This window comes from Pseudomonas sp. BCRC 81390, assembly GCF_030341915.1.
Lineage (GTDB): Bacteria > Pseudomonadota > Gammaproteobacteria > Pseudomonadales > Pseudomonadaceae > Aquipseudomonas.
The window spans coordinates 1-23,253 of record NZ_JATAAG010000091.1 but is presented as its reverse complement, the minus strand read 5'-3'; the positions used below and the strand labels follow the sequence as shown (position 1 = coordinate 23,253).

Sequence of the window (23,253 nt, the reverse complement as noted above, 5' to 3'; positions counted from 1 at the left end):
GGCGCAAGGCCGCTCCCACAGGGATCACGCAAGCCTGAAGGTGTCGCGGTCCCTGTAGGAGCGGCCTTGCGCCGCGATTGGAGGGCGCAGCCCTCCCCAACACCGAAATACCTGACCGGCGGAAAACCCGAGGCCCAAAGAGGCCCACCGCTCCCCCATCAACCTCACTGACTGCCCCGATGTACACCAAGAATTTCGTCAACCCGTGCCCGGACTGGGCCACGGCGCTGCTCAACGGTTTCAGCCAGGTGCTGCTGCTGCGCAACCCCCTGTGCGGCCTGTGCTGCCTGCTGGCCATCCTGCTGACCGCCCCCGACCTGGTCGGCGGCGCCTTGCTCGGCGCCCTCGCTGGCCTGCTCACCGCCCAGGCACGCGGCTACGACCGTGCCGACCGCCAGGCCGGCCTGTACAGCTACAACGGCGTGCTGATCGGCATCCTGATCAGCGCCGTGCTGCCCTGGTCGGCCATCCTGCCACCGCTGATCATCGCCGCCGGTGGCCTGTCCAGCATCATCACCCACCAATGGCGCAAGCGTGGCGGCAAGCTGCTGCTTGCCTACACCGCACCCTTCGTAGTCCTCGGCTGGGTCACCCTGCTGATCGCCACGCCCGCGCCCGCTGGCTTCGTCGAAGCCGACCCGCTGTATGCCCTGGCGCGCGGGGTCGGGCAAATCTTCCTGCTCGACCAGCCGCTGGCCGGCCTGCTGATCATCGTCGGCATGTTCATTGCCAACCCCTATGCCGCCCTGTGGGCAGTGCTCGGTTCGGCGATCGGCGGTGGCCTGGCGTTGCTCACCGATCAGGCACAAGCTGCGTGGCTGGGCCTGTACGGCTTCAACGCGGCTTTGGCGGCACTGGCCTTCAGCAGGCAAGGCGAAAAGCCCTGGGTGACGTTGTTGGCCATCGTCCTCGCCCTGCTGATGCAACCGCTGTTCAAATGGCTGCCGCTGCCCGGCCTGACCGCGCCCTTCGTCGCCGCCTGCTGGCTGATGCACCTGGGCAGCCACCTGGCCCAGCCCAGGCAGCGCAGCACCAGCCGCTTGCACAGCTGAAAGGCAACCCCTAGGCTCAGCCCATCGCCATTGTGGAACGAGCCCATGAACAACCCCGCGAGCCTGCGCGAGCGGCTCTTCGTCATCGTCTTCCAGACCGACACCGTGGCTGGAAGACGCTTCGACAAGATCCTCCTGCTGATCATCCTGGCCAGCCTGGTCACCGTCATCCTCGACAGCATCGACGAAGTACACCAGGGCTACGCCGGCCTGCTGGCCGCTATCGAATGGGGCTTCACCGCGATCTTCCTGGCCGAGTACCTCACCCGCCTGTACTGCTCGCCCAAGCCGCTGCGCTATGCCTTCAGCTTCTACGGCCTGGTCGACCTGCTGGCGATCGTGCCGGGGATCATCGCCCTGTACTACAGCGACGCCCAGTACCTGCTGATCATCCGCGTGATCCGGATGCTGCGCATCTTCCGCGTGCTCAAGCTCAGCCCATACCTCAAGCAGGCGCATTACCTGATCGACGCCCTGCGCGGCAGCAAGCAGAAGATCATCGTGTTCCTGGTCACCGTCTCCACCCTGGTGACCGTGTTCGGCACCCTGATGTACGTGATCGAAGGGCCGCAGCACGGTTTCACCAGCATTCCCAAAGGTATCTACTGGGCCATCGTCACCCTGACCACCGTGGGCTTTGGCGATATCGTGCCGAAGACCCCGCTGGGGCAGGTGATTTCCTCGCTGGTGATGATCATCGGTTATTCGATCATTGCCGTGCCGACCGGAATATTTACCGCCGAACTGGCCAATGCCATGCGCGGCGAGCAGTTGCAACACGATTGCCCGGCCTGCCGCAAGAAAAGCCATGAACCTGCGGCAGCGTTCTGTTCCCGCTGTGGCAATGCGCTGTTTCCCAAGCAATGATGTTGCCTGTTCCGGCCCTTTCGCGGGTTTACCCGCTCCCACAGTGACCGCATACAGTTAAGCCCTGTGGTGATCCTGTGGGAGCGGGTTTACCCGCGAAAGGGCCAGAGCAGGCAACGGCATAACCAAAGTCATTTTTGTTCTTTAACCCCCACAAACCCACCCGCTATAGTCGCTGGCAATCTGCCTCGACAACTTTCAAGAACAAGGAAGCAACGTGAAAAAACTCTTCACCGCCTCGCTGCTCGCCGCAGGCCTTGCCCTGGGTAACCTGGCCCAGGCCGCCCCCACCCTGCTGAATGTCTCCTACGACGTGATGCGCGACTTCTACAAGGACTACAACCCGGCCTTCCAGAAGCACTGGGAAGCCGAGCACAACGAGAAGGTCAACGTGCAAATGTCCTTCGGCGGCTCGAGCAAACAGGCGCGTGCAGTGATCGATGGCCTGCCGGCCGACGTCATCACCATGAACATGGCTACCGACATCAACGCCCTGGCCGACAACGGCAAGCTGGTACCGGACAACTGGGTCAGCCGCCTGCCGAACAACAGCGCGCCGTTCACCTCGGCCACCGTGTTCATCGTGCGCAAGGGCAACCCGAAAGCCCTGAAGGACTGGCCCGACCTGCTCAAGGACGGCGTGCAGGTGATCGTGCCCAACCCGAAGACTTCGGGTAACGGTCGCTACACCTACCTGTCGGCCTGGGGCTATGTACTCAAGCAAGGCGGTGACGAGAACAAGGCCAAGGCCTTCGTCGGCAAGCTGTTCAAGCAGGCACCTGTGCTCGACACCGGTGGCCGCGCCGCGACCACCACGTTCATGACCAACCAGATCGGCGACGTGCTGGTGACCTTCGAGAACGAAGCCGAGATGATCGCCCGCGAATTCGGCCGCGACCAGTTCGAAGTGGTCTACCCGAGCGTATCGGCCGAAGCCGAGCCGCCGGTGAGCGTGGTCGACAAGGTAGTGGCGCGCAAAGGCACCCAGGCGGTGGCCGAGGAATACCTGAAGTACCTGTGGTCGCCAGCGGCCCAGGAAATTGCCGCGCAGAACTACCTGCGCCCGCGTGATGCAACGGTGCTGGCCAAGTACACCGACCGCTTCCCGAAAGTGGACTTCCTGTCGGTGGAGAAGACCTTTGGCGACTGGCGCACCGTACAGAAGACCCACTTCAATGATGGTGGGGTGTTTGACCAGATCTACACCAACAATCAGTAAATGATGTAAGCCTTACGGGCCTCTTCGCGGGCAAGCCCGCTGCCACAGGATTACCACAGGCCTGAATGCTGTGGGGGCCCTGTGGCAGCGGGCTTGCCCGCGAAAGGGCCGGTACAGGCGACATTAGACCTGACGGAATACCAGGGCCTTCAAGCCCCCCGCCGGGTCCACGTCAGGAAACTCCGGCGGGTTATCCAGCCGCTCGACAAATGCCAGCGACGGCGCCTGCTGCGCCATGCCCTCGATCAGAAACTCCGGCCCGACCCCTGGGTCGTTCACGCACGCCAGCACCGTGCCGCCCTGGTTCAACAGCTCCGGCAAACGCCGCAGGATCTTCGCGTAGTCCTGGGTCAGCACGAAGCTGCCGCGCTGGAAGGTCGGCGGGTCGATGATGATCAGGTCATAAGGCCCGTACTTGCGCACCTTGCCCCACGACTTGAACAGCTCGTGCCCCAGGTACGCCACGCGCGCCGGGTCATGGCCATTCAGCCGATGATTGTCGCGCCCGCGCGACAAAGCCGACTTGGCCATGTCCAGGTTCACCACCTGCTCGGCGCCACCAGCAATTGCCGCTACCGAGAAGCCGCAGGTATAGGCGAACAGATTCAGCACGCGCTTGCCCGCCGCCTGCTCGCGCACCCAACGTCGGCCGTAGCGCATGTCGAGGAACAGGCCGTTGTTCTGCCGCACGCCCAGGTCCAGCAGGTAGGTCAGGCCGTCTTCGATCACTTCGCGTTGCTGGCAGGGTTCGCCCAGCAGCCACTGACCCGGGCTGTCGGGCAGGTAACGGTGCTGGATGAGGATGGCCTGGCCGGTCCACTGTGGGCGCTCGGCGAGGCTGCGCAACATGGCTTCCAGTTCGGCCAACTGGCCTTCGCCCGGCTCGCGGAACAGGGCCACCGACAGTACACCTTGCAGCCAGTCGACGGTGACCTGCTCCAGGCCCGCCCAGCAGCGGCCACGGCCATGGAACAGGCGGCGGGTTTCCTGCGGGGCAGGGTCGAGGGCTGCGAGCAAGTGTTGCTCAAGGGTGTGGATTGGCGAAGTCATGGCGGGTCGCAAGCTGGCAAAAGCGGCATTCTACCTTGCTGGCCTCTTCGCGGGTTAAACCCGCTCCCATAGGGATCGCACAGGTCCTAAGGCATGTGCAGTACCTGTGGGAGCGGGTTTAACCCGCGAAGAGGCCAGCAAGGTCAGCTCAAGGCTCGACTGCAACCCGTGTCGGCCGGAACCACCACCCCTGCTGCATCCCCGCCGCTGCCAGCAGGATCAAACCAACCCCAACCCATTGCAGCGGTGCCAACCGGTGGCCGAACGCCACCCAATCCACCAGAATTGCCGCAATCGGGTAGATGAACGACAGCGCCCCGGTCAACGCCGTGGGCAAGCGCTGGATGGCGCTGTACAGCAGCACATACATCAAACCCGTATGCACCATGCCCAAGGTCAGCAGGCTGGCCAGCGCCGGCACTTCGCCCGGCAGCCCGCCCAGCTTTACCCAGGGCGCCAGCAACAGCACGCCGGTAGCCACCTGGATCAACGCGATCAGGTGCGGTGGGGTGCCGCTCAGGCGCTTGATGGTCAGTGCCGCGATGGCATACAGGAAGGCCGCCCCCAGCGCCAGGGCAATGCCCAGCAGATAATCGTCACCACCACCCTGCCCGCTGCCATGGGCACTGACGATCGCCAGCATGCCGAGGAACGCCACGCTCAGCCAGGTGACCTTGGCCAGGGTGATCCTTTCGCCCAAAAATACGGCCGCCAGCCCCACCAGCATGAACGGCTGCACGTTGTACACCGCCGTGCCGATGGCAATCGATGCCCGCGAGTAGGACGCGAACAACAACACCCAGTTGCCGACGATGGCCACACCGCTGGCAATCGCCAGCAGAAATGCCGTGCGGCTGATAACGCCCGGCCGCAAGAAGCCAAAGCCTGCGCAGATGGCCAGCAAGGTCACGGCACCGAACACGCAGCGCCAGAACACCACCTCGAGCACCGGCTGGCCAGACACCAGCACGAACCAGCCGATGGTCCCGGAAATCAGCATGGCGGCGACCATTTCCAGCGAACCACGGCGCAACGAACTGTCCATTTCACACCTCCTGTCGATGATGGCAACAGTATGCAAATGTTTCTGGGAGGCCTTCCAGCGGATATCGAAGGTAGGTTTGCCGAGCTACCTTTACTATCAAGGCAAATCATCCAAAAGACCTTACGAGGTGACCATGACCGATGCCATCGACCAATTGCTGATCAATGCATTGATGGAAGACTCACGCCGTTCGCTCAAGGCCTTGGCGCAGATCAGCGGGTTGTCAGCGCCCAGCGTCAGTGAACGCTTGCGCCGCCTGGAGGAGCGCGGCGTGTTGCGTGGTTACACCGTAGACGTCGACCCACGCGCGTTCGGCTACCAACTGCAGGCGATCGTGCGCATCCGCCCGCTGCCCGGGCAGTTGCAGGAAGTGGAGCGGCAGATCATCGCCATTCCCGAGTTCACCGAGTGCGACAAGGTTACTGGCGAGGACTGCTTCATTGCCCGGCTGCATGTGCGCTCGATGGAGCAACTGGACACCCTACTCGACCGCATCAATGTACTGGCCGAGACCAACACCGCCATCATCAAGAAAAGCCCGGTGAAACGGCGGTTGCCGCCGATGGATTGAGTTTGCCTGTGCGGGCCTCTTCGCGGGTAAACCCGCTCCCACACGATTTCGACGGGCCTGAATGCCGTGGGTACTTGTGGGAGCGGGTTCACCCGCGAAAAGGCCAGCATAGAAAAAGCTGGCTAAATTTTGTACACAAAAATGTCACCTTAAGTGCCGTTTTTGTGTGCACTTTCCAAGATCGCGCCCCAATAGGTTACACACTTCCTACAACTTATTCTGACCAAATGATCAACTAAATCATCATTGAAAAATTTAAACCTGTTCATCTGGTCAACTTATATCACTATCATTTCATGAACTTATATTTCAAAAGGATAGATTCAAAATGATGGCCAGCTGAAAGTTGCTTTTTCCTTGGCATAGAACTCGCTTTTGTGTGTTCGTGTTTTGTATACAAACCGAGCAAAACATAAATACACAAGAACCCGCGACGCCGCCCCAACAGCGGCCGCCGCGCCCAGAACCCAGTGATGCCAACGCTGCACCGACGAGATGGCGAGCCCGTGCGCATGCCCGCTCATCGCAGTCCACGTGCATCAGGAGCCCGCCGGAATGAGTACCAGCCTCGACCTTGCCCCTGAACTATCCGTCGCCAGCACCCACCCCGCCTCGCCACTCGCCGACAGCCAGCCGGCACTTGCCCTGAGCCCACGCCTGCATAATCGCGACCTCGCCCCGACGCGCCTCCACGGCCGCCGCTGGGGCCGCTACAGCATCTTTGCGCTGTGGACCAACGATGTGCACAACATTGCCAACTACTCGTTCGCCATGGGCTTGTTCGCCCTTGGCCTGGGTGGCTGGCAGATACTGCTGTCGCTGGCCATCGGCGCAGCGCTGGTGTACTTCTTCATGAACCTGTCCGGCTACATGGGGCAGAAAACCGGCGTGCCGTTCCCGGTCATCAGCCGCATCGCCTTCGGCATCCACGGCGCGCAGATCCCGGCCCTGATCCGCGCGGTCATCGCCATCGCCTGGTTCGGCATCCAGACCTACCTGGCATCGGTGGTGCTGAGGGTGCTGCTGACTGCCGTGTGGCCGCACCTGGCCGCCTACGACCACGACAGCATCCTCGGCCTGTCGAGCCTGGGCTGGGTGTGCTTCGTGTCGATCTGGCTGGTGCAACTGGTGATCCTCGCCTACGGCATGGAGATGGTGCGCCGCTACGAGGCCTTTGCCGGCCCGGTGATCCTGCTGACGGTTGCCGCCCTGGCGGTGTTCATGTACGCCCAGGCCGACGCGCGCATCGCCTGGTCGGTGGACGCGCCGCTGAGCGGCTACGAGATGTGGCGCAACATCTTTGCCGGCGGTGCCTTGTGGCTGGCCATCTACGGCACCCTGGTGCTGAACTTCTGCGACTTCGCCCGCTCCTCGCCCTGCCGCAAGACCATTCGCGTGGGCAACTTCTGGGGCTTGCCGGTGAACATCCTGGTGTTCGCCATGATCACCGTGGTGCTGTGCGGTGCGCAGTTCCAGATCAACGGCCAGGTCATCGACAGCCCGACGCAGATCGTCGCCAGCATCCCCAGCACGCCGTTCCTGGTGCTCGGTTGCCTGGCCTTCCTGATCGTCACCGTGGCGGTGAACATCATGGCCAACTTCGTCGCGCCGGCCTTCGTGCTCAGCAACCTGGCGCCACGCCACCTGAACTTTCGCCGTGCCGGGCTGATCAGCGCCACCCTGGCGGTGCTGATCCTGCCATGGAACCTGTACAACAGCCCGCTGGTGATCGTGTACTTCCTGTCCGGCCTGGGCGCGCTGCTCGGCCCGCTGTACGGGGTGATCATGGCCGACTACTGGTTGCTACGCAAAGGCCGCATCAACGTGCCGGAGCTGTACACCGAGCACCCGGCCGGGGCCTACCACTACAGCAAGGGCATCAACCTGCGCGCCGTGGCTGCCTTCGTGCCGGCCGCACTGCTGGCCATCGTCCTGGCCCTGGTGCCCCACTTCCATGGCATCGCGCCGTTCTCCTGGCTGATCGGCGCCGGCATCGCCGCTGCGGTGTACCTGCTGATCGCGCCGCGCAACCGCCAATACCACGACGTCAGCGGCGAATGCATCGCCGTCGACCACAGCAGCCACTGACCAGGGAGGGCTACACATGCGTATCCTGATTGCCAACGTCAACACCACCGCAGCCATCACCGAAGCCATCGCCGAACAGGCCCGCAGCGTGGCCGCGCCCGGCACCGAAATCATCGGCCTGACCCCGTGGTTCGGCGCCGAATCGGTGGAAGGCAATTTCGAAAGCTACCTGGCCGCCATCGCCGTGATGGATCGAGTGCTGGCCTACGAAGGCCCCTACGATGCAGTGATCCAGGCCGGCTACGGCGAGCATGGCCGCGAGGGCCTGCAGGAGTTGCTGGACGTGCCGGTGGTGGACATCACCGACGCCGCCGCCAGCACCGCGATGTACCTGGGCCACGCCTATTCGGTGGTGACCACCCTGGACCGCACCGTGCCGCTGATCGAAGACCGCCTGAAGTTGTCCGGGCTGTATGACCGCTGTGCCTCGGTGCGCGCCAGTGGCCTGGCGGTGCTGGAGCTGGAAGCCGACCCGCAGCGCGCCGTGGCGGCGATCGTCGAGCAGGCCGAACGCGCCGTGCGTGACGACAAGGCCGAAGTGATCTGCCTGGGTTGCGGTGGCATGGCCGGGCTGGACGAGCAGATCCGCCTGCGCACGGGCGTGCCGGTGGTGGATGGCGTCAGCGCGGCGGTTACCGTTGCCGAAGCACTGGTGCGCATGGGCCTGAGTACTTCCAAGGTACGTACCTATGCCACGCCGCGGGTGAAGAAGGTGCTGGGTTGGCCGATGCGCCTCGGTCGTTGACCTTGGGTTGAGCGTACCGGCCCCTGCGCGCGGGCGTGCCGGCGCAGAGGTCGGCACAGCCAGGTCCGCAGCCTGGATCAGCCGAGCTGTTCGAAGGCCTCCTGCCCGGTCAGTTCCTTGGTCTGGTTGGCGAAGCAATACCAGGCGGGTTTCTGTTCGATAAAAATCTGCAGGTCGAACGCCCATTCCTGGTCACCGTCAAGCAGGCCGACTGGCACGGCATGGAAGTCGTTGGCCTTTAACCGGTAGTACAGGTGTGTGCCGCACTGGCCGCAGAAACCGCGCTGCGCCCAATCGGACGAATCGTAGACGCTGGGCGCACGCCCTTCGATTACCGGTGGCTGGCTGCAATGCACCACCAGCAGCGGGCCGCCGGTCCACTTGCGGCACATGCTGCAATGGCAGGCGCTGATGTGGGTGTTGTCGACCACAGCCGTAAGGCGGGTGGCGCCGCACAGGCAGGTGCCGTGTTTTTCCAGGGGCATGGCTGGTTCCTTCAGCTGAGGGTGGGCCAGCAATTATAGACACCTGCCGCGGCCTTAGCGCCGGCAAGGCGCCTTTTACCTCGAGCGCCTCGGCCTCGAACCAGACGCCATTCGGCCGGCCGAGCGCTATCAGTCATCCCGTGTCAGCACTTCCAGCAACTCGATCTCGAAGGTCAAGTCCGAATTCGGCGGAATCGCCCCCACGCTGCGCTCGCCATAACCCAACTGTGCCGGCACCTGCAGCCTGCGCTTGCCGCCCACGCGCATGCCCATCAAGCCCTGGTCCCAGCCCTTGATCACCCGGCCGGTGCCGATCACGCACTGGAACGGCTTGCCGCGTGACCACGACGAGTCGAACTCGCTGCCATCGGCCAGCCAGCCGGTGTACTGGGTGGTGATCAGGGCGCCTTTGACGGCGGCTTTGCCGTCGCCTTCGACGAGGTCGGTGATCTGCAGTTCGCTGCTCATGGGCAGGCTCCAAGCTGTGATTCGGGGGCGTCGTTTTCTCAGGAATGTACGGGTTTGGCAAGTTCGCGTGGCGTGGTGTGCCGGCGCATCGAGCACTGCCGTGGTACTGATCGCTACGCTGCGGCGCCGGCGAAAAAACCTTGCCCCTGCAGCCGCAGTCACAACTGGCGACCTGACATTTTTGCCAGGTTACACAGCGCGCATGGCTATGCACCATGGCGAGGCAATCCACCCAACAGGAGACCGCCATGTCCGACCAACAACGCAAGGCCTGGGAGGCACCCAGCCTGCCGCAAGCTGAAGAAGACCAGAACAATCCTGGGCACCAATACCTGACCATCGCCAGGCTCCATGAAATCTCCGGGGAAACCCTGATCTGCAACGTGCCGATCTCGGCCGGCATGTCGCCACGCGATAGCGTCCGCGTGCGTGGGCGTTTTGGCGAGGTCATCTACGACGCGCCCGAAGTCCCTGTTGCCGATCCACCCCGCCCGCTGACAGTGGCCATGCCGAAATTCATGCTCTATGGCGCTGCCGGTAATGTCATGGACCTGAACTTTGCACTGCGCAAGCCTGGGGGAGGTGATTGGCAAATTTCCCAGAGCCGTGACATCAGGGTGCAATCGCAGCTACTGACGCTGCAACGCCCGAGCCTGCCACTGGGTAGCCACACCCTGCAGATCGACTACCTCGGCATGAACATCGGAGACACCGTACGCGCTCGGCTGTACAGCTCGCCAACCAGCTTTGTCGATACCAGGGAATTCACTGTCACACGGGTTGACCCCGTTCCGATCGAAATCTACCACTCATGGTTCGAAGCCAATCGCGGCAAGCCCGTATGGCTGAACTATGCCGTACAACGAGCCAATCAGCCGCGAAGGCTGGTGTCCCAGGTGCTGTACATCGAAAAGCTGGAAGTACCGTCTTTATGACCCCAGCTGGCCGGGCCAGGGACCTGAGCTGTGCCAGGCGCCCGGGCCCAACCCTGTAGTGCCTTCCGCGCATCCGCAGCCATACAAGGATATAACGATGACAACCCCTACCGTCGGCTGGGCAGTAGCCCTGGCCTTGCTGTTGTCTGCCTGCTCCAGCCAGCTTCAGCCACCCGCCCCCATTCCGGCCCCACCCGGGTCGCCGCTTACGGTCGTCGACGGCCCGGCAACCGCCGAAGCACTGAACAAACGCTACAGCGATACTGCCCAGGACTGTGGCGGTCCGAGCCTGCCCGCGTTTCTCTGCAACGGCGTGATCCTGCGCACCACCACCTACTCGCCCCGCTATGATTCCTGGAACCCAAGCCCGACGGCAGAGAGACTCGGCGCGGTATCATTCTCCTACCTGCGCCAGGACAGCAAGTTCGCGCGCATGCCCTGGGGCGGCGAGAACGGCATGCTGCTCTACCCCATCTTCGCCTCGCCTCCGGACAAGATCGACATCGATGTGCTGTGCTCCTACCCCATCGACGGCTGGACCGACAACCGCATCGGCAACCGCTGCGGGCAGTATGGCAGCAACCCGACCAGTGTTTCCTGCGAGTTGCAGAACATCACCAGTGCAGCCCAATGGACGACGCTGTACACCCAGCAAGGGGGCGACAACACGAAAATCTGTGCCTTCAACGTACGCGACAGCCAGAACCAGCTGGCGGGCCCGGCGTTCTACCAGAGCCTGCTGGCCAAGAGCAGCGGCAACCCGACCGACAAACGCTTCACCGAACATAACGAGCTGGTGCATGGGCTGTGGCAACAGGACATCCCCGCCCAGTTACCCATCCAGGCATTCTTCTATACCACCGCAGCGGGGCTGAAGGATGCCTGGCAGGACCGGCTGAACTTCCGCTACAAAGCCAACATCGACCTGCCCCTGATCAAGATCACCCTGCCCAGCAGCACGGCCGAACAAGCTCGTTTCGAGTACATTGCGGCCGATAACATCGATCCCCCTCTCAGCCTCGGCACCACTGCGGTAGCCCTGGCCGGCAGGACCTACCTCATTCCTGCCCACCCGGGCGTCGCGCCCGCCTACACCCTTGGCAGCAATGCGATCGAGCGCCAGGCCAGCGGCGGGCAGATGCCCTACACCTACGCCAGCAGCAACCCTGCGGTGGCAGCCGTAGACCCGTACGGCTTGGTCACCGCCAAAGGCAATGGCACTGCACAAATCAGCGTGACCGACGCCACTGGCCAGAGCCTCGCCTACACGGTCAATGTGAGTAACGTGCTGAAGGTGTACAACTTCCCAAGATCGAACTGGAACAATGCATCGAACGCCGTCGCTGCGCAAGGCGCCCGCTTGCCCAGCGAACAGGAGGCGCATGAGTTGAAGGCGGCCTTCGGCGGGCGCTGGCCATTCGCTCACGCTTATTACTGGACGACCAAAGAGTGCGGTCTCGGCAAGCATATGGCGCTGGAACTGCACAACGCCTCGAATGTTGGCATGTGTGCATCATTCATCACGTCCTACGAGGTCGTCGGCCTCAAACAATAGCCGGCACCAGGTGGCACAGGCATCAAGCCCTGTCACCTGGTAGTTATGTCAGTTGTGGGTGAACCGACCCGATCATACGCTGGCAACTCACCCGCAGCGACCTGGAGCAAGCCCTATGAACATGGCCGACAACGCACCTGAACATCTCAACCGCGCCGATGATTTACCTGCGCCGTTCATTCCCGCTGCAGAAGACGGTGGCCTTGGCTATAACGATATTGCGGACGACCCGGAGGGCTTCATCATTGTCACGGTTGGCCCCTATACCAAAATCAATGAAGGTGACCTCGTAGAGGTATTTTTCGACGACCACCGGGTGGGCTACTACATAGCGAACAATGGCGACCCCAGCGTACTGAACATCAAGGTTCGCAATAGCGAGATCGGTCAGCTCGAGAACCGTGTCTACCAGGTTAAATATATGTTTACCCTGTTCATCGGTGGCGGGGAGCTCCCTTCATTACCGACGCCGGTCGAGATCAAGCTCACCGTCCCCGGTGGACGAGATCCCTACCCCGACACCGACGACCTCAACGAGAACCTGGCCCCTGCCTTCGTGGTACCCGACCCGGTGCCGGCTGGCGCCGAGTTTGCCACAGTCTATATTCCAGTTTGGGAGGAAATGGACTATGGCGATGTGCTGACTGTCTCTTGGGCCGGCGTCAAGCTCCATTGCCCCCCCTTACCCACTACGGAAATAGGTAAACAGCAAGAGGTGAAGATTGACCAGGCAATACTCAACGAGGTAGGTGGAGGCCGGGTGCCGGTTACCTATAGCATCCGCGACAGGGTGAACAACTACTCCAAGTGGGCTCCCTACAAGCACACGGATGTGGAGATCGAAGACCCCAACGCACCAGAAGAACCTGCTGTGGTGGTGAAAGGCAACCCGGTGCAGGAAATCGACCTGGCGATCCTGGGCGGGGACGACGTCATGGTCTGGGTGCCTCGTTACGATGGTATCCTGCCCGGCCAAAACGTGAAGGTGGAATGGCGCGGCCTGACGGCTGGCAACGATCGTATCGATCATGAAAGCGAAACGAAGGTCCCCAGCCCGGTGCCGTTCTTCCTGGAGTTCAATATTCCCAACGCCAAGGTCATCCTGTTAGGCCAAGGGTCCGCGAGTGTCCGTTATGTGGTTGATGAGCGCCGGCTCTCGAAAAGGACCCCCTCACTTCCCGTGCTCGGCCAACCTCTGAGGCTGGCAGAGCCAGAAGTGCCCGACGCCCAGGCAGGGGAACTCGACCCGGCCGCCGTGCCCAACGGCGCAAGGTTCATCGTGCCAGCCTCGCCCGCTATCGAAAACAACGCCACCGTTAAAATTGTCTGGAATGGCCTGACCTCAAATGGGGAATCAGTGCCTCACACTGATTCGCAGGAGGTCGTCGAAAATACGAAACCTCTGTTGTTCCTGATCCCTGCAGAACGCATTGGGTTGATCGCAGGAGGCAGCGTCAAGGCCCATTACATCGTCAGCGACGCTGATAGCACGCTGCCACCTTCGCTGGAATTGTCACTTCTGATCAAGGCAGCCAGCACACAGCCGCTGCCGATCGCCAGCGTCGACGGTGTGCAGGGCGGCAAGCTTGATGCCGATCGCCCCTCAACCATCCTGCGCATCAACTACCCCGGCATGGAGCTGCTGGATTCTATCAACTGGGAATGGAACGCCCCGCTGCCCACCCGCGGTACCATCCCGGTCAGTACGATTGGCGAGCAGACAGCGGAGATAGCAGGCACCTTTATCGCCGGTAATCGAGACAAGGACGTTGTGGTCACCTACTCGGTTCCTGGAAAAGGGTCGTCCACACCGCTGCCATTCAGCGTGGAAGGTTCTGCCACTTCGCCCAGCGAACCGGTGATTCCAAAAGCGCCCGCTAAACGCCTGAACTTCCACGAGGCCATGTATTACGACAACTACCTGGAAGTTCACGTGTTGCCTTTCCCAGGTATGGCGATTGGGCAGAGTATCAAACTGACATGGGACGGTCCTTACTTTGACTGGAGCGATACACTGCCGGTCGATGCGATACAGACGCTTATCTTCCGTGTACCCCGTCTCGAAGTGATCGATGCCATTGGCCGCTCGGTACAGATCAGCTACACGGTAAACGGGGCCAGCCCTTCGCCAGTCTATATCCTGAACATCGATAGCCAAGGAATGGAAATGCCCCCGCCGCGCTATTTCCCTCAAGAGGGCTCGCCTACTGCGGCAGTGTCCATTCTCTCGCCGGACCAACAGAGCGGCCACAAAGGACGGGTGCGCTTGTACGGGGTAAATCCGACTCCTTGGGATTCGACGGAAGAGTACCTGCAGGCAGGTACCGAAAAATACTTCCAGGTCCCCAGAAGCGTCATCGAGGAGAACAAAGGTAGAGTGGTCTTTATCAACTACAGCATCTACCGCGGTGACAACGAACCGTTCAGGTTCTCCAGGGTCCTCCGCCAGCAACTCTGAAGGCTTGATTGCTGCGCCCGGTGCAATGCCGGGCGCAGCTGCACAATACAATATTCTGCACCTGAGTTTCCCGGTAAAAACTAGCATTTTTAACAGGTTACATTCCGCCAGCAGTCACTCAAGCTTGACCGCAAGCCTGAGCGCGACGTCCGTGAGCCAAGGCCAACTTCTGACTTTTCCTGGATCTGGTAGGACTTTTCCTACAGGAAAATTCCCATCATCCGTTCATCCTCCGCGCATCCAGCCTTCTGGCTTCTGTAAAACCCATTCCGGAGTCAACGATGAAACGACTTTCCCGCCTGACTACCCATAGCCCCTCACGCTATGCCTGCCTGCTGCTGCTCAGTTGTAGCCCATTGGCCAGCCACGCCGCCGTTCTTGTCGGCCCTGGGCAAAGCGCCACTGTCGAAGCCGGCACCCCCGCCGAGTTCTGGGAAGTGCGCGACGGCGCCAGCCTGATCCTCAAACCGGGCAGCGAGGCCGATGGCACGGGGTCTGGCCTGAACTCGGCCATCGCCCTGGTGAATGGCAGCAGCCTGACTGCGCAAGGTGCCACGATCCGCGCAGACGGGCGCGCCATCCTCAACAACCAGAGTACCCTGAGCCTGACCGGTAGCCGCGTCACGGCAAAGGAAACCGGTGACACCTCGCCAGGTGCGGAGTTTTCCTCCGGGGTGGCACTGCTGATGCTCGGCGGCAACGCCACCATCAGCGGTTCGGTGCTCGACGGCGAACGCCATGCCATCGCCATCAATTCCGATATCAGTGGCTCCAGCGCAGACCTCACTGCAGTGCTCGACATCGCCGGCAGCCAACTGGTGTCCAGCAACGGCAGTGCGATCTACATGGGCAACCTGTACCCCGGCGAGGATGCCCCTCCTATCGCCCACATCACCCTGCGCGACGGCACGGTGGTCAGCGCTGGCAATGGCAACCTGCTGGAGGTACACGATGACGCCCAGGCCTTTCTGACCATCAAAGCCAGCGATATCACCGGCAATATCACCTCCGAGGACACCGCCTACACCGAGGTAAACTTGCTCGACCGCGCCATCCTGCGGGGCTCGATGCAAGGCGTCGACAAGGTTGCCGTAGCCGACAGCGCCGCCTGGATCATCAACGGCGACTCCAGCATCGGGCAATTGAACAATGCGGGTACCGTGGCCTTTTCCGACGGCGCCGCCGGCCGTACCCTGACCGTGGAAGGCAACTATGCCGGCAATGGCGGCACCCTGGTGTTCAACTCGGTACTCGGCGGCGACGATTCGCTCACCGACAAACTGATTGTCAAAGGCGACACCAGTGGCACCACCTCGGTACGCGTCAACAACCTGGGCGGCAGCGGCGCCAAGACCCTCAACGGCATCGAGCTGATCACCGTGGGGGGTAACTCGGCCGGGGAATTCCAGCAATCGGGCCGTATCGCCGCCGGCGCCTACGACTACCACCTGGTGCGTGGCGAAGGCGCCAACAGCGGCAACTGGTACCTGAGCAACGAACTGAGCGACCCGGACAATCCTGACCCGGGCCCAGGCCCTGCGCCGACCCTGGTGGTACGCCCCGAAGGTGGCGCCTACGCTGCCAACCTATACGCCATGAATACCCTGTTCGACGCCAGTGTCAGCGAACGCAGCGGCGAGACCGAGCGCGCCGACACCGTCGCGGCCAATGGCAGCTCGACCAACCTGTGGATGAAAAACAGCGGCGGCCACCAGCGTGCCACCGACAACTCCGGGCAGCTCAACACCCATACCAACCGCTATGCCCTGCTGCTGGGCGCCGACCTGGCCGGCGGTCTGACCCGTGACGGCGGCGCCTGGCGCGCCGGGGCCTTCGCCGGCTATGGCTACAGCCACGGTACCACTACCTCGCAGCTTACCAACCACCATGCCGGCAGCGAGGTCAAAGGCTACACCACCGGTGTCTATGGTACCTGGTACGCCGACGGCAACAGCGAGCAGGGGCTGTATACCGATGCGGTACTGCAATACAGCTGGTTCGATGCCCAGGTAACCGGCGAAGATGTCGCCAAGGAAACCTATAGCGCCAGTGGCGTGTCCACCTCGCTCGAAGCCGGCTATGTGTTTCGCAACGCCCTCGACAACGGTAGCGCCTGGTACCTGCAACCCAAGGCCAAGGTGTTCTGGTCTGGCGTGACACCCGACGATCACCGCGAAGACAACGGCACCATCGTCTCCAGCGACGGCAGCGATACCTTGAGCGTGAGCGTCGGTGCCCGTGCTTTCCTCAAACTGAACTACAGCGGTGACGATACCCTGGTCGACAGCTTCAAGCCCTTTGTCGAAGCCAACTGGATCCACAACAGCCGCCAGGCCGGGGTCACCCTCGACGGTGCCAGCGTCAGCCAGGTTGGCACTCGCAACATCGCCGAATTCAAGGCTGGCGCCGAAGGCCGGGTCAATCGCGACCTGACCGTCACGGCTGCGCTGGCCCAGCAGGCAGGCACTGACAACTTCTCCGACACGGCAGCCTCGCTGGCCCTGCGCTGGTCGTTCTGAAGCCCTGCCGCGCGGTGCCCGAGGCACCGTGCGGCATCCACCGCCCTGCGTCCCTTCCCGCTCTTCCCCGCCTATACCCCCGCCGCTACCTAGTAAAACTGTCAGGTTACAACCGGGCGGTTTTTTTCGACCATGTACCTGCGACCGCATCGGCTGCAATGGCTAGCTGAACAGCCGGCTACACCCGTAGCACCGCTGGCGATACCAGGCCTGACGAGGCCTGGCGTCGCCAGCAGACAACCCTTATTTCCTTCAGCCTATGGAACAAGCCATGAGCAATTTCATCGACGTGGACAACGACAGCCGTGTCTCTGCCAATTTCATTGATGTGGTCAGCGACAGCCAGGTCCCTGCCAACTCCATCGCGCGACATACACTGATCAAGGGTCCATTGACTTACAAGGCGAGCCTGGTGACTGCGCCGGGTACGTGGGCCTTCACCGATCCACTGGTATTCCCAGCCGATGCCCTGGCTCCCCTACCGCCGGACGGAGAAGAAGACAACCTGCTGCTGGAGAGCGTCAAAAGCGACACCCTGACGCTGACGTTCCCGGTACCCAGCAAGATACGCCAACCAGATCAAGACACTGTGCAACTGCTGGTCAATGGGAACGGAATTGGTAGCCCGGTTACCTTCAGCGGGTTCAAACCCGGTGATATATTTTCGATCGAATTACCAGCTACTGCCCGACCGGAAGGTCGTCACAGCATCGTGTACCAGGTGACGTACTACGAGGGTGGCGGCAAAGAACGCGGCCCGTTGCAGGAGTTCGAGGTCGACCTGACCGCCCCGGGGCGCCCGCTCCTGGGCCAGCTGATCGTCGCCCAGGACATCATCGACAATGGGCTCACCGCAGACAAGCTCAAGAATGACAATGGTACCTTCTATCTTGAAAGCTTCGTGCCCAGCTATGAGGGTGTAAAGCCTGGCGACATCATCCAGGGTTTGATCAACGGTAACAAAGCACCAAATAGTGTAACCAACAACATCGAAGGCGCTGATAAAGACGTTGAGCTGCGCTTCGTCCGTGAGGATATCGAAGCCGCAGACGATGGTCCGCTGGTATTCTCCTATGAGATTACCGACCGTGCCGGCAACACTTCATTGCTGACCACTGAGCTCACCCTGCGGGTACTGCTCAAAGGCGAACTGACGGGCCTGGAGGCCCCGCTAGTACCCTCCTTCGATGACGACGGCATCATCAACGAAACCGATGCCCGCGGCCCGGCAAAAGTGACTATCCCTGCCTACACCGGCACACCGGGTATCCAGAAGGGTGACCAGATCCAGCTGGTATGGGGGGGGCAGGCACATACCCTGGTGCCAATTCCGGACGGTACCGAGGAGGACGAACACACGGTTCTAGCCGACTATGCCGCACTCTACGACACCTGGAAAGCCGCAACCGGCGGTGCCAACGCGGTCGCCCAAATCGATGTGCTGTACCGCATCGTACGCAATACACTGGTGGCCGGCACCTCTCCTGCGACGACTGTAGATATCAACCTGTTCCAGGTAGGTGGCGACCCCGACCCGGAAACCCCGGAACACCCCAACATGCACCCTGCCTTGCTGAGGTCGGCCAGTGGCAAGGAAAACGAGATCCCGGTAGATGACTTCGACAAGGATGCAACCATCATCGTTCGCTGGCACCAACGGCTGATGCCGGCTGAAGATCTGTTCATTCTCAATGACGTGTTGAAAGTCACTTACGGTACAACAGAGCTCGCCGAACGCATCATCAACCCAACTGATGTGAACAACAAGGTCGACTTGGTACTACCCCTCACCAAAGAGCAGATCGGCAACGAAGGCTCGGGCGAGAAGATTCTGAAATACACCGTGACCCGCACCGTGGCCGGCGGCACTGAGAACACCTCGTATTCACCGCAGCAACCCGTCCAGGTCTCTGGTTCGGACGAGCTGCCAGGCGAAGGTAATCTGCCGGACGGCAGTTTCCGTCCACTGAATGACAGAAACTCTATCGGGCCTGAGCAGATCAAGGCGGGCGTCTTCTTCGTGACACCGCATTACACCAACAAAGAAGTCGGCGACACAATCACAATCGAACTCGTGCAATATCTGGGTGACAAGCACGACGACGATAGCGAAACACCGATCGAAGAAACCAGGATCAAGATGGAAAAAACGGTAGGGCCTGACGACAAGGACAGGTCCACGGACTTCCCGCTCGACGCCACCAAGTTGGCATACCCCCTGGACCTTTGCCATATACACGTCGTATGGTCTGCGACAAACCCGTTCGGTACTGTCACAAACATTACCACGCAAATCACCATTGACAGCCGCGGCTACGACGGCTGAACCTGACTGAACCACCCCGCGACAACGAGGGGAGCCCGCCCGGCTCCCCTCATTTTTGGCAGACCGTACCTGTCATTTCTGCCAGTTGTCCACCTTCTGCAGCCCTCATATGCTGACACCAGCCCGGGCCACACACCACTCTTAATCCCCTTACCGATGCCTTCGCCGAACACGCCGAAGCTGGTGAGCACACGCCCGAGGTCTGCCGGATGAACCGATTACTGCTGCTGTTCGCACCTTTGCTGCTGGTTGCCTGCGTCAACCAGGAAACCACAACTCCACCCTCCAAACCCCATACTCCCACCATCACCGTGGTCGATGGCCCAGCCACGGCAGAGGCCTTGACCAAGCGTTACAACGACACCCGGGTAAACTGTGGCAGTGACAGCATGCCGGCATTCCTCTGCTCGGGGGTTATCATACGCGCCACGACCTACGATCCTGGCTACGACACCTGGGACCCTAGTCCTAAAGCCCAAACGAAGGGCAGTGTTTCGTTTTCCTACCTGCGCAAGGACAACAACTTCCAGAGCTTCGCCTGGAGACCGAGCAATCCCAACGGTTTTATCTTCTATCCGATCATCGGCAATCCACCAGACAAACTCGATCTCCCCATTCTGTGCCAGTTCCCCATGGACGGCTGGACCGACAACCGAACTGAACGGTACGGGTGTGGCGCCTACCCCGGGGTGGCTGGCAGCCAGCCTTGCCACCAGCAGAACATCACCACGGGTGCCCAGTGGGCGGCCAAATACCCTCCAGGCACATCAGGCAACAGGACCTGTGGCTTCGATGTGCGTGACGAGCTCAACCATTATGCCGGCCCCAACTTCTATGCCGCCTTGCAAGCGAAATGGTCGAATGCGGGCTACTTCATTGAACAGAATGAAATGTTGATTCGGGTGTGGGCAAAAGGTCAGGGCCGTGTACTGCCGATCCAGGCCTTCTTCTATGCCTCACCAGCGGGGCTGGACCCAGCACGCAAGAGCAAGCAGAACTTCCTCACCAAAACCGGCATCGACCTGCCGATCATCAAGGTCACGCTGCCCACCACGGCGACTGGCAGTGCAACCTTCCAGTACATCGCCGCGGACCAGTAATGCCCGGTTGGAGGTGATCGGGCGGTGTACCTCGCCTGCCATGAAGTACACCGCCCTGATCAGCAGTACACCCGGCCACGCAGATACAGGGCAGCGCGACCACTGATGATCACCCGACCATTGCCTGGCACTTCACAATGCAGCTGCCCTTTGCGCGTCCCGCCTTGTTCGCAGGTCAATGCGCGCTTGCCGAGCATGGCGGACCACAGCGGTGCCAGCGAGGTATGCGCAGAGCCGGTGACCGGGTCTTCGTTGACCCCAACCCGAGGGCCGAACCAGCGCGTGACGAAATCATGATCACGGCCTGCAGCCGTTACCGCGATGCCGCGTACGTCGAATGCCGACAGGGCAACGAAATCAGGCTTCAGCGAGGCAAGCACCGCCAAGTCGTCGATCACCACCACGTAATCATCCGAGCGATAGACCGCTCTGGCACCGCTCAGCCCCAGGGCCTCCAACAGCCCGGCCGGCAGGTCGACCGCCACCGGCTGCTTGGCCGGGAAGTCCATAGCCAGCAGGCCGTCGACCCCGCGGCTGACACGCAGTTCACCGCTACGGGTATTGAAGCGCAGCACCTCGGCCTGCTCGCCGAGTTGCTCGAACAGCACGTAGGCCGACGCCAGGGTGGCATGGCCGCACAGGTCTACCTCGACACTGGGGGTGAACCAGCGCAGGTCGAACGTGTCACCGTTGCGCACGAAATAGGCAGTTTCCGACAGGTTGTTTTCTTCGGCGATGCGCTGCAGTAGGTCATCCGCTAGCCAGGTGTCCAGCGGAATCACCGCTGCCGGGTTGCCACCGAAGGGTTCGGCGGAAAAAGCATCGACCTGGAAGATCTCGAGTTGCATGCAAACGCTCCTTATGGGCCGGGCAGTGCCGGGGATATCGAATGGGTCAAGGTAGAACGGGGGTGAGCACCAGCTCACCGGCAAAGAACGCCTGCAAGTTGCGCAGCACCAAGGTTACCGTGTCGCGTGCCGCCTCTGGCGACTGGCCGGCAACATGGGGCGTGAGCACGGTGTTGGCGAGGGCCTTGAGCGCATCGGGCACCTGCGGCTCGTCATCGAACACATCGAGCGCCGCGCCGGCCAGCCGGCCCTGCTGCAGGGCGGCAACCAGCGCCTGGGTGTCGACCACGCTGGCGCGGGCGATGTTTACCAGGTAGCCCTTGGCGCCCAGCGCATCGAGCACCGCGGCATCGACCAGATGGCGGGTCTCGGCACCGCCGGGGGTAGCCACCAGCAGGATGTCGACGGCCTCGGCCAGGTGCAGCGGGCTGTCGTACCAGGTGTAGGGCAGTTCCTGGCGTGGCGTGCGGCTGTGGTAGCTGATGGGCATGTCGAAGCCCTGATGGGCGCGCCTGGCGATAGCCTGCCCGACCGCACCGAGGCCGAGAACGCCCAGGCGCTTGCCAGTCACCGAGGGGCTGATCACCCGGTTCCATTCGCCGTGGCGGATACTGGCATCGGCGCGGGGAATGTCGCGCAGCAGCGCCAACATCAATGCCATCGCGTGGTCAGCGACCGCGTTGGCATTGGCCCCGGCACCGTTGGTGACGGTGATGCCGCGGGCGGCTGCGGCGGCCAGATCGACCTGCTCGTAGCCGGCGCCGATCACGCAGATGATCTGTAATCGGCGCAGGGTTTGGATTTCGGCGGCTGTCAGGCCCAGCGGGCCGCGGGTGAGTACCGCATCGATTTCATCGGCGTGGTGCTGAATGGCCTCGGCGCGCAGTTGCGGTGAGGGGGCACGAATCAATTGGTAGCCAGCCTGCTCCAGCAGGGGCAGGTAATCGTCGACGGTTTCTACCAGGACCAGGACTGTCTTGCGCATGCCACCTCCGTATCAGTTCGAGGTGGCATTATGCGGAATCACCAACCAGTACAGTCAACCGAAATAACGAGGCAAAACTGCACTGTTCTGCTTCGTTTGGCTTCCTGCTCTTTGCTCTTGCTCTTGCTCTTGCTCTTGCTGTTGCTCTTGCTCTTGATCTTGATCTTGATCTTGATCTTGATCTTGATCTTCGCGACTTCAGGAGGCCGAGCGCAGGCCTTGCGGAGGGAGGTGACGGGCATGGATGCCCGTCAAGCGCTGAGGCCCCATGGATGGGGCCTGCAGCGCGTCCTCCCGGGAGCAAGGCCGGAGTGAGGGAACCCCGGAGCGCAGCGTAGGGGCCGGATGATAGGAGCGCAGCGTTTTTTGGTTACTTTTTGCCGCGTTTGGCAAAAAGTGACTCGCCGTAAGGGCGAAAAGGTGAGTCAGCGTCGCCATCGCCAATGGACTTTGCGCGCGATAAAAACCAGCGTTATCCCGCTTCAAGCTTTTCGCTTTTCGCTTTTCGCTTTTCGCTTTTCGCTTTTCGCTTTTCGCTTTCAAGCGTGGGCTTCAACAATGAGGTCAACATTCATTTTCGAAGGCGGCGCATAGTCACCTTTCCGCCCTTACGGCGGGTCACTTTTTGTCAAACGCGACAAAAAGTAACCATGGGCCTGCCCCGTCACAGCGGACGCCAAGAAGCTGACTACAGAGCCAACTGCCTTAAGCCTTTTGCGTATTCGTTCGGTGAACGGTAACCCAGTGCTGAATGCAGTCGACAGCTGTTGTAAAACCCATGGATGTAGCTGGCAATTGCCAGGTGAGCCTGTTTCTTTGTGGAGTAGACCGCGCAGGCTTCCTCTCTCTTCAATGTAGCGAAGAAACTTTCAGCTACGGCGTTATCCCAGCAGTTTCCTCTCCGACTCATGCTTTGCGCGAAGCCCTTCTTGGCCAA

20 protein-coding genes are annotated in these 23,253 nt (G+C 61.5%); 12 read left to right on the top strand and 8 right to left on the bottom strand.

The window, feature by feature from the left end; all coding sequences use genetic code 11:
* Positions 1-179 precede the first annotated feature (179 nt).
* The 3 genes from QSV36_RS25215 to QSV36_RS25205 all read left to right on the top strand — a co-directional run bounded on the left by QSV36_RS25215 (position 180) and on the right by QSV36_RS25205 (position 3,138).
* Positions 180-1,052 (top strand): urea transporter, encoded by an 873-nt coding sequence (locus tag QSV36_RS25215; RefSeq protein WP_289135797.1) that lies wholly within the window; start codon positions 180-182, stop codon positions 1,050-1,052.
* A gap of 45 nt (positions 1,053-1,097) precedes the next feature.
* Positions 1,098-1,919: an ion transporter gene (locus tag QSV36_RS25210; protein WP_289135795.1), complete on the top strand. Its 822-nt coding sequence runs from the start codon at positions 1,098-1,100 to the stop codon at positions 1,917-1,919.
* A gap of 217 nt (positions 1,920-2,136) precedes the next feature.
* Positions 2,137-3,138, top strand: coding sequence for a sulfate ABC transporter substrate-binding protein (locus QSV36_RS25205; RefSeq protein ID WP_289135793.1), 1,002 nt, complete (start codon positions 2,137-2,139; stop codon positions 3,136-3,138).
* Positions 3,139-3,261: 123 nt separating this feature from the next.
* Here the strand turns inward: QSV36_RS25205 and QSV36_RS25200 are convergent, their stop codons facing one another.
* Together QSV36_RS25200 and QSV36_RS25195 are read right to left on the bottom strand one after the other, a co-directional pair.
* Positions 3,262-4,188, bottom strand: coding sequence for a class I SAM-dependent methyltransferase (locus QSV36_RS25200; RefSeq protein ID WP_289135791.1), 927 nt, complete (start codon positions 4,186-4,188; stop codon positions 3,262-3,264).
* A 148-nt stretch (positions 4,189-4,336) separates the two neighbouring features.
* Positions 4,337-5,233: a DMT family transporter gene (locus tag QSV36_RS25195; protein ID WP_289135789.1), complete on the bottom strand. Its 897-nt coding sequence runs from the start codon at positions 5,231-5,233 to the stop codon at positions 4,337-4,339.
* A 133-nt stretch (positions 5,234-5,366) separates the two neighbouring features.
* Between QSV36_RS25195 and QSV36_RS25190 the strand changes: the two genes are divergently transcribed.
* The 3 genes from QSV36_RS25190 (at position 5,367) to QSV36_RS25180 (ending at position 8,637) form a co-directional block, all read left to right on the top strand.
* Entirely contained in the window at positions 5,367-5,804 is a 438-nt protein-coding gene (locus QSV36_RS25190; RefSeq protein WP_289135787.1) for an Lrp/AsnC family transcriptional regulator, read from the top strand.
* A gap of 555 nt (positions 5,805-6,359) precedes the next feature.
* Entirely contained in the window at positions 6,360-7,892 is a 1,533-nt protein-coding gene (locus QSV36_RS25185) for an NCS1 family nucleobase:cation symporter-1 (RefSeq protein WP_289135785.1), read from the top strand.
* Positions 7,893-7,908: 16 nt separating this feature from the next.
* Positions 7,909-8,637, top strand: a complete 729-nt coding sequence (locus tag QSV36_RS25180; protein ID WP_289135783.1) for an aspartate/glutamate racemase family protein — start codon at positions 7,909-7,911, stop codon at positions 8,635-8,637.
* Positions 8,638-8,714: 77 nt separating this feature from the next.
* On the opposite strand, the gene QSV36_RS25175 is transcribed toward QSV36_RS25180, so the two are convergent.
* Positions 8,715-9,122: a GFA family protein gene (locus QSV36_RS25175; RefSeq protein ID WP_289135781.1), complete on the bottom strand. Its 408-nt coding sequence runs from the start codon at positions 9,120-9,122 to the stop codon at positions 8,715-8,717.
* Positions 9,123-9,251: 129 nt separating this feature from the next.
* A complete protein-coding gene (locus tag QSV36_RS25170; RefSeq protein WP_289135779.1) occupies positions 9,252-9,590 on the bottom strand; it encodes an FKBP-type peptidyl-prolyl cis-trans isomerase in 339 nt (112 codons plus the stop codon).
* Positions 9,591-9,838: 248 nt separating this feature from the next.
* On the opposite strand from QSV36_RS25170, the gene QSV36_RS25165 reads away from it, so the two are divergent.
* From QSV36_RS25165 to QSV36_RS25140, 6 genes are all read left to right on the top strand, one after another.
* Positions 9,839-10,525, top strand: a complete 687-nt coding sequence (locus tag QSV36_RS25165; protein WP_289135777.1) for a hypothetical protein — start codon at positions 9,839-9,841, stop codon at positions 10,523-10,525.
* A gap of 97 nt (positions 10,526-10,622) precedes the next feature.
* Positions 10,623-12,080: an Ig-like domain-containing protein gene (locus QSV36_RS25160; protein WP_289135775.1), complete on the top strand. Its 1,458-nt coding sequence runs from the start codon at positions 10,623-10,625 to the stop codon at positions 12,078-12,080.
* Positions 12,081-12,195: 115 nt separating this feature from the next.
* Complete coding sequence (locus tag QSV36_RS25155) at positions 12,196-14,538, top strand: hypothetical protein (protein ID WP_289135773.1); 2,343 nt, start codon at positions 12,196-12,198, stop codon at positions 14,536-14,538.
* A gap of 281 nt (positions 14,539-14,819) precedes the next feature.
* Entirely contained in the window at positions 14,820-17,057 is a 2,238-nt protein-coding gene (locus tag QSV36_RS25150) for an autotransporter outer membrane beta-barrel domain-containing protein (RefSeq protein WP_289135771.1), read from the top strand.
* A 271-nt stretch (positions 17,058-17,328) separates the two neighbouring features.
* Positions 17,329-19,383: a hypothetical protein gene (locus tag QSV36_RS25145; RefSeq protein WP_289135769.1), complete on the top strand. Its 2,055-nt coding sequence runs from the start codon at positions 17,329-17,331 to the stop codon at positions 19,381-19,383.
* A 209-nt stretch (positions 19,384-19,592) separates the two neighbouring features.
* Complete coding sequence (locus tag QSV36_RS25140; RefSeq protein WP_289135767.1) at positions 19,593-20,483, top strand: halovibrin HvnA; 891 nt, start codon at positions 19,593-19,595, stop codon at positions 20,481-20,483.
* Positions 20,484-20,542: 59 nt separating this feature from the next.
* Here the strand turns inward: QSV36_RS25140 and QSV36_RS25135 are convergent, their stop codons facing one another.
* The 4 genes from QSV36_RS25135 to QSV36_RS25120 all read right to left on the bottom strand — a co-directional run.
* Positions 20,543-21,331, bottom strand: coding sequence for a PhzF family phenazine biosynthesis protein (locus QSV36_RS25135; protein WP_289135765.1), 789 nt, complete (start codon positions 21,329-21,331; stop codon positions 20,543-20,545).
* Positions 21,332-21,377: 46 nt separating this feature from the next.
* Complete coding sequence (locus tag QSV36_RS25130) at positions 21,378-22,316, bottom strand: 2-hydroxyacid dehydrogenase (RefSeq protein WP_289135763.1); 939 nt, start codon at positions 22,314-22,316, stop codon at positions 21,378-21,380.
* A 38-nt stretch (positions 22,317-22,354) separates the two neighbouring features.
* Positions 22,355-22,558, bottom strand: coding sequence for a hypothetical protein (locus tag QSV36_RS25125; RefSeq protein WP_289135761.1), 204 nt, complete (start codon positions 22,556-22,558; stop codon positions 22,355-22,357).
* A 446-nt stretch (positions 22,559-23,004) separates the two neighbouring features.
* On the bottom strand, positions 23,005-23,253 hold a 249-nt coding region (locus tag QSV36_RS25120), incomplete at its 5' end, for a transposase (RefSeq protein WP_502945769.1).

Bases quoted from the DNA above. Each gene is read 5' to 3' on its own strand.
- QSV36_RS25215 (WP_289135797.1), top strand. From the start codon at position 180: ATGTACACCAAGAATTTCGTCAACCCGTGCCCGGACTGGGCCACGGCG.
- QSV36_RS25210 (WP_289135795.1), top strand. From the start codon at position 1,098: ATGAACAACCCCGCGAGCCTGCGCGAGCGGCTCTTCGTCATCGTCTTC.
- QSV36_RS25200 (WP_289135791.1), bottom strand. From the start codon at position 4,188: ATGACTTCGCCAATCCACACCCTTGAGCAACACTTGCTCGCAGCCCTC.
- QSV36_RS25195 (WP_289135789.1), bottom strand. From the start codon at position 5,233: ATGGACAGTTCGTTGCGCCGTGGTTCGCTGGAAATGGTCGCCGCCATG.
- QSV36_RS25190 (WP_289135787.1), top strand. From the start codon at position 5,367: ATGACCGATGCCATCGACCAATTGCTGATCAATGCATTGATGGAAGAC.
- QSV36_RS25185 (WP_289135785.1), top strand. From the start codon at position 6,360: ATGAGTACCAGCCTCGACCTTGCCCCTGAACTATCCGTCGCCAGCACC.
- QSV36_RS25180 (WP_289135783.1), top strand. From the start codon at position 7,909: ATGCGTATCCTGATTGCCAACGTCAACACCACCGCAGCCATCACCGAA.
- QSV36_RS25175 (WP_289135781.1), bottom strand. From the start codon at position 9,122: ATGCCCCTGGAAAAACACGGCACCTGCCTGTGCGGCGCCACCCGCCTT.
- QSV36_RS25170 (WP_289135779.1), bottom strand. From the start codon at position 9,590: ATGAGCAGCGAACTGCAGATCACCGACCTCGTCGAAGGCGACGGCAAA.
- QSV36_RS25165 (WP_289135777.1), top strand. From the start codon at position 9,839: ATGTCCGACCAACAACGCAAGGCCTGGGAGGCACCCAGCCTGCCGCAA.
- QSV36_RS25160 (WP_289135775.1), top strand. From the start codon at position 10,623: ATGACAACCCCTACCGTCGGCTGGGCAGTAGCCCTGGCCTTGCTGTTG.
- QSV36_RS25155 (WP_289135773.1), top strand. From the start codon at position 12,196: ATGAACATGGCCGACAACGCACCTGAACATCTCAACCGCGCCGATGAT.
- QSV36_RS25150 (WP_289135771.1), top strand. From the start codon at position 14,820: ATGAAACGACTTTCCCGCCTGACTACCCATAGCCCCTCACGCTATGCC.
- QSV36_RS25145 (WP_289135769.1), top strand. From the start codon at position 17,329: ATGAGCAATTTCATCGACGTGGACAACGACAGCCGTGTCTCTGCCAAT.
- QSV36_RS25140 (WP_289135767.1), top strand. From the start codon at position 19,593: ATGAACCGATTACTGCTGCTGTTCGCACCTTTGCTGCTGGTTGCCTGC.
- QSV36_RS25135 (WP_289135765.1), bottom strand. From the start codon at position 21,331: ATGCAACTCGAGATCTTCCAGGTCGATGCTTTTTCCGCCGAACCCTTC.
- QSV36_RS25130 (WP_289135763.1), bottom strand. From the start codon at position 22,316: ATGCGCAAGACAGTCCTGGTCCTGGTAGAAACCGTCGACGATTACCTG.
- QSV36_RS25125 (WP_289135761.1), bottom strand. From the start codon at position 22,558: ATGCCCGTCACCTCCCTCCGCAAGGCCTGCGCTCGGCCTCCTGAAGTC.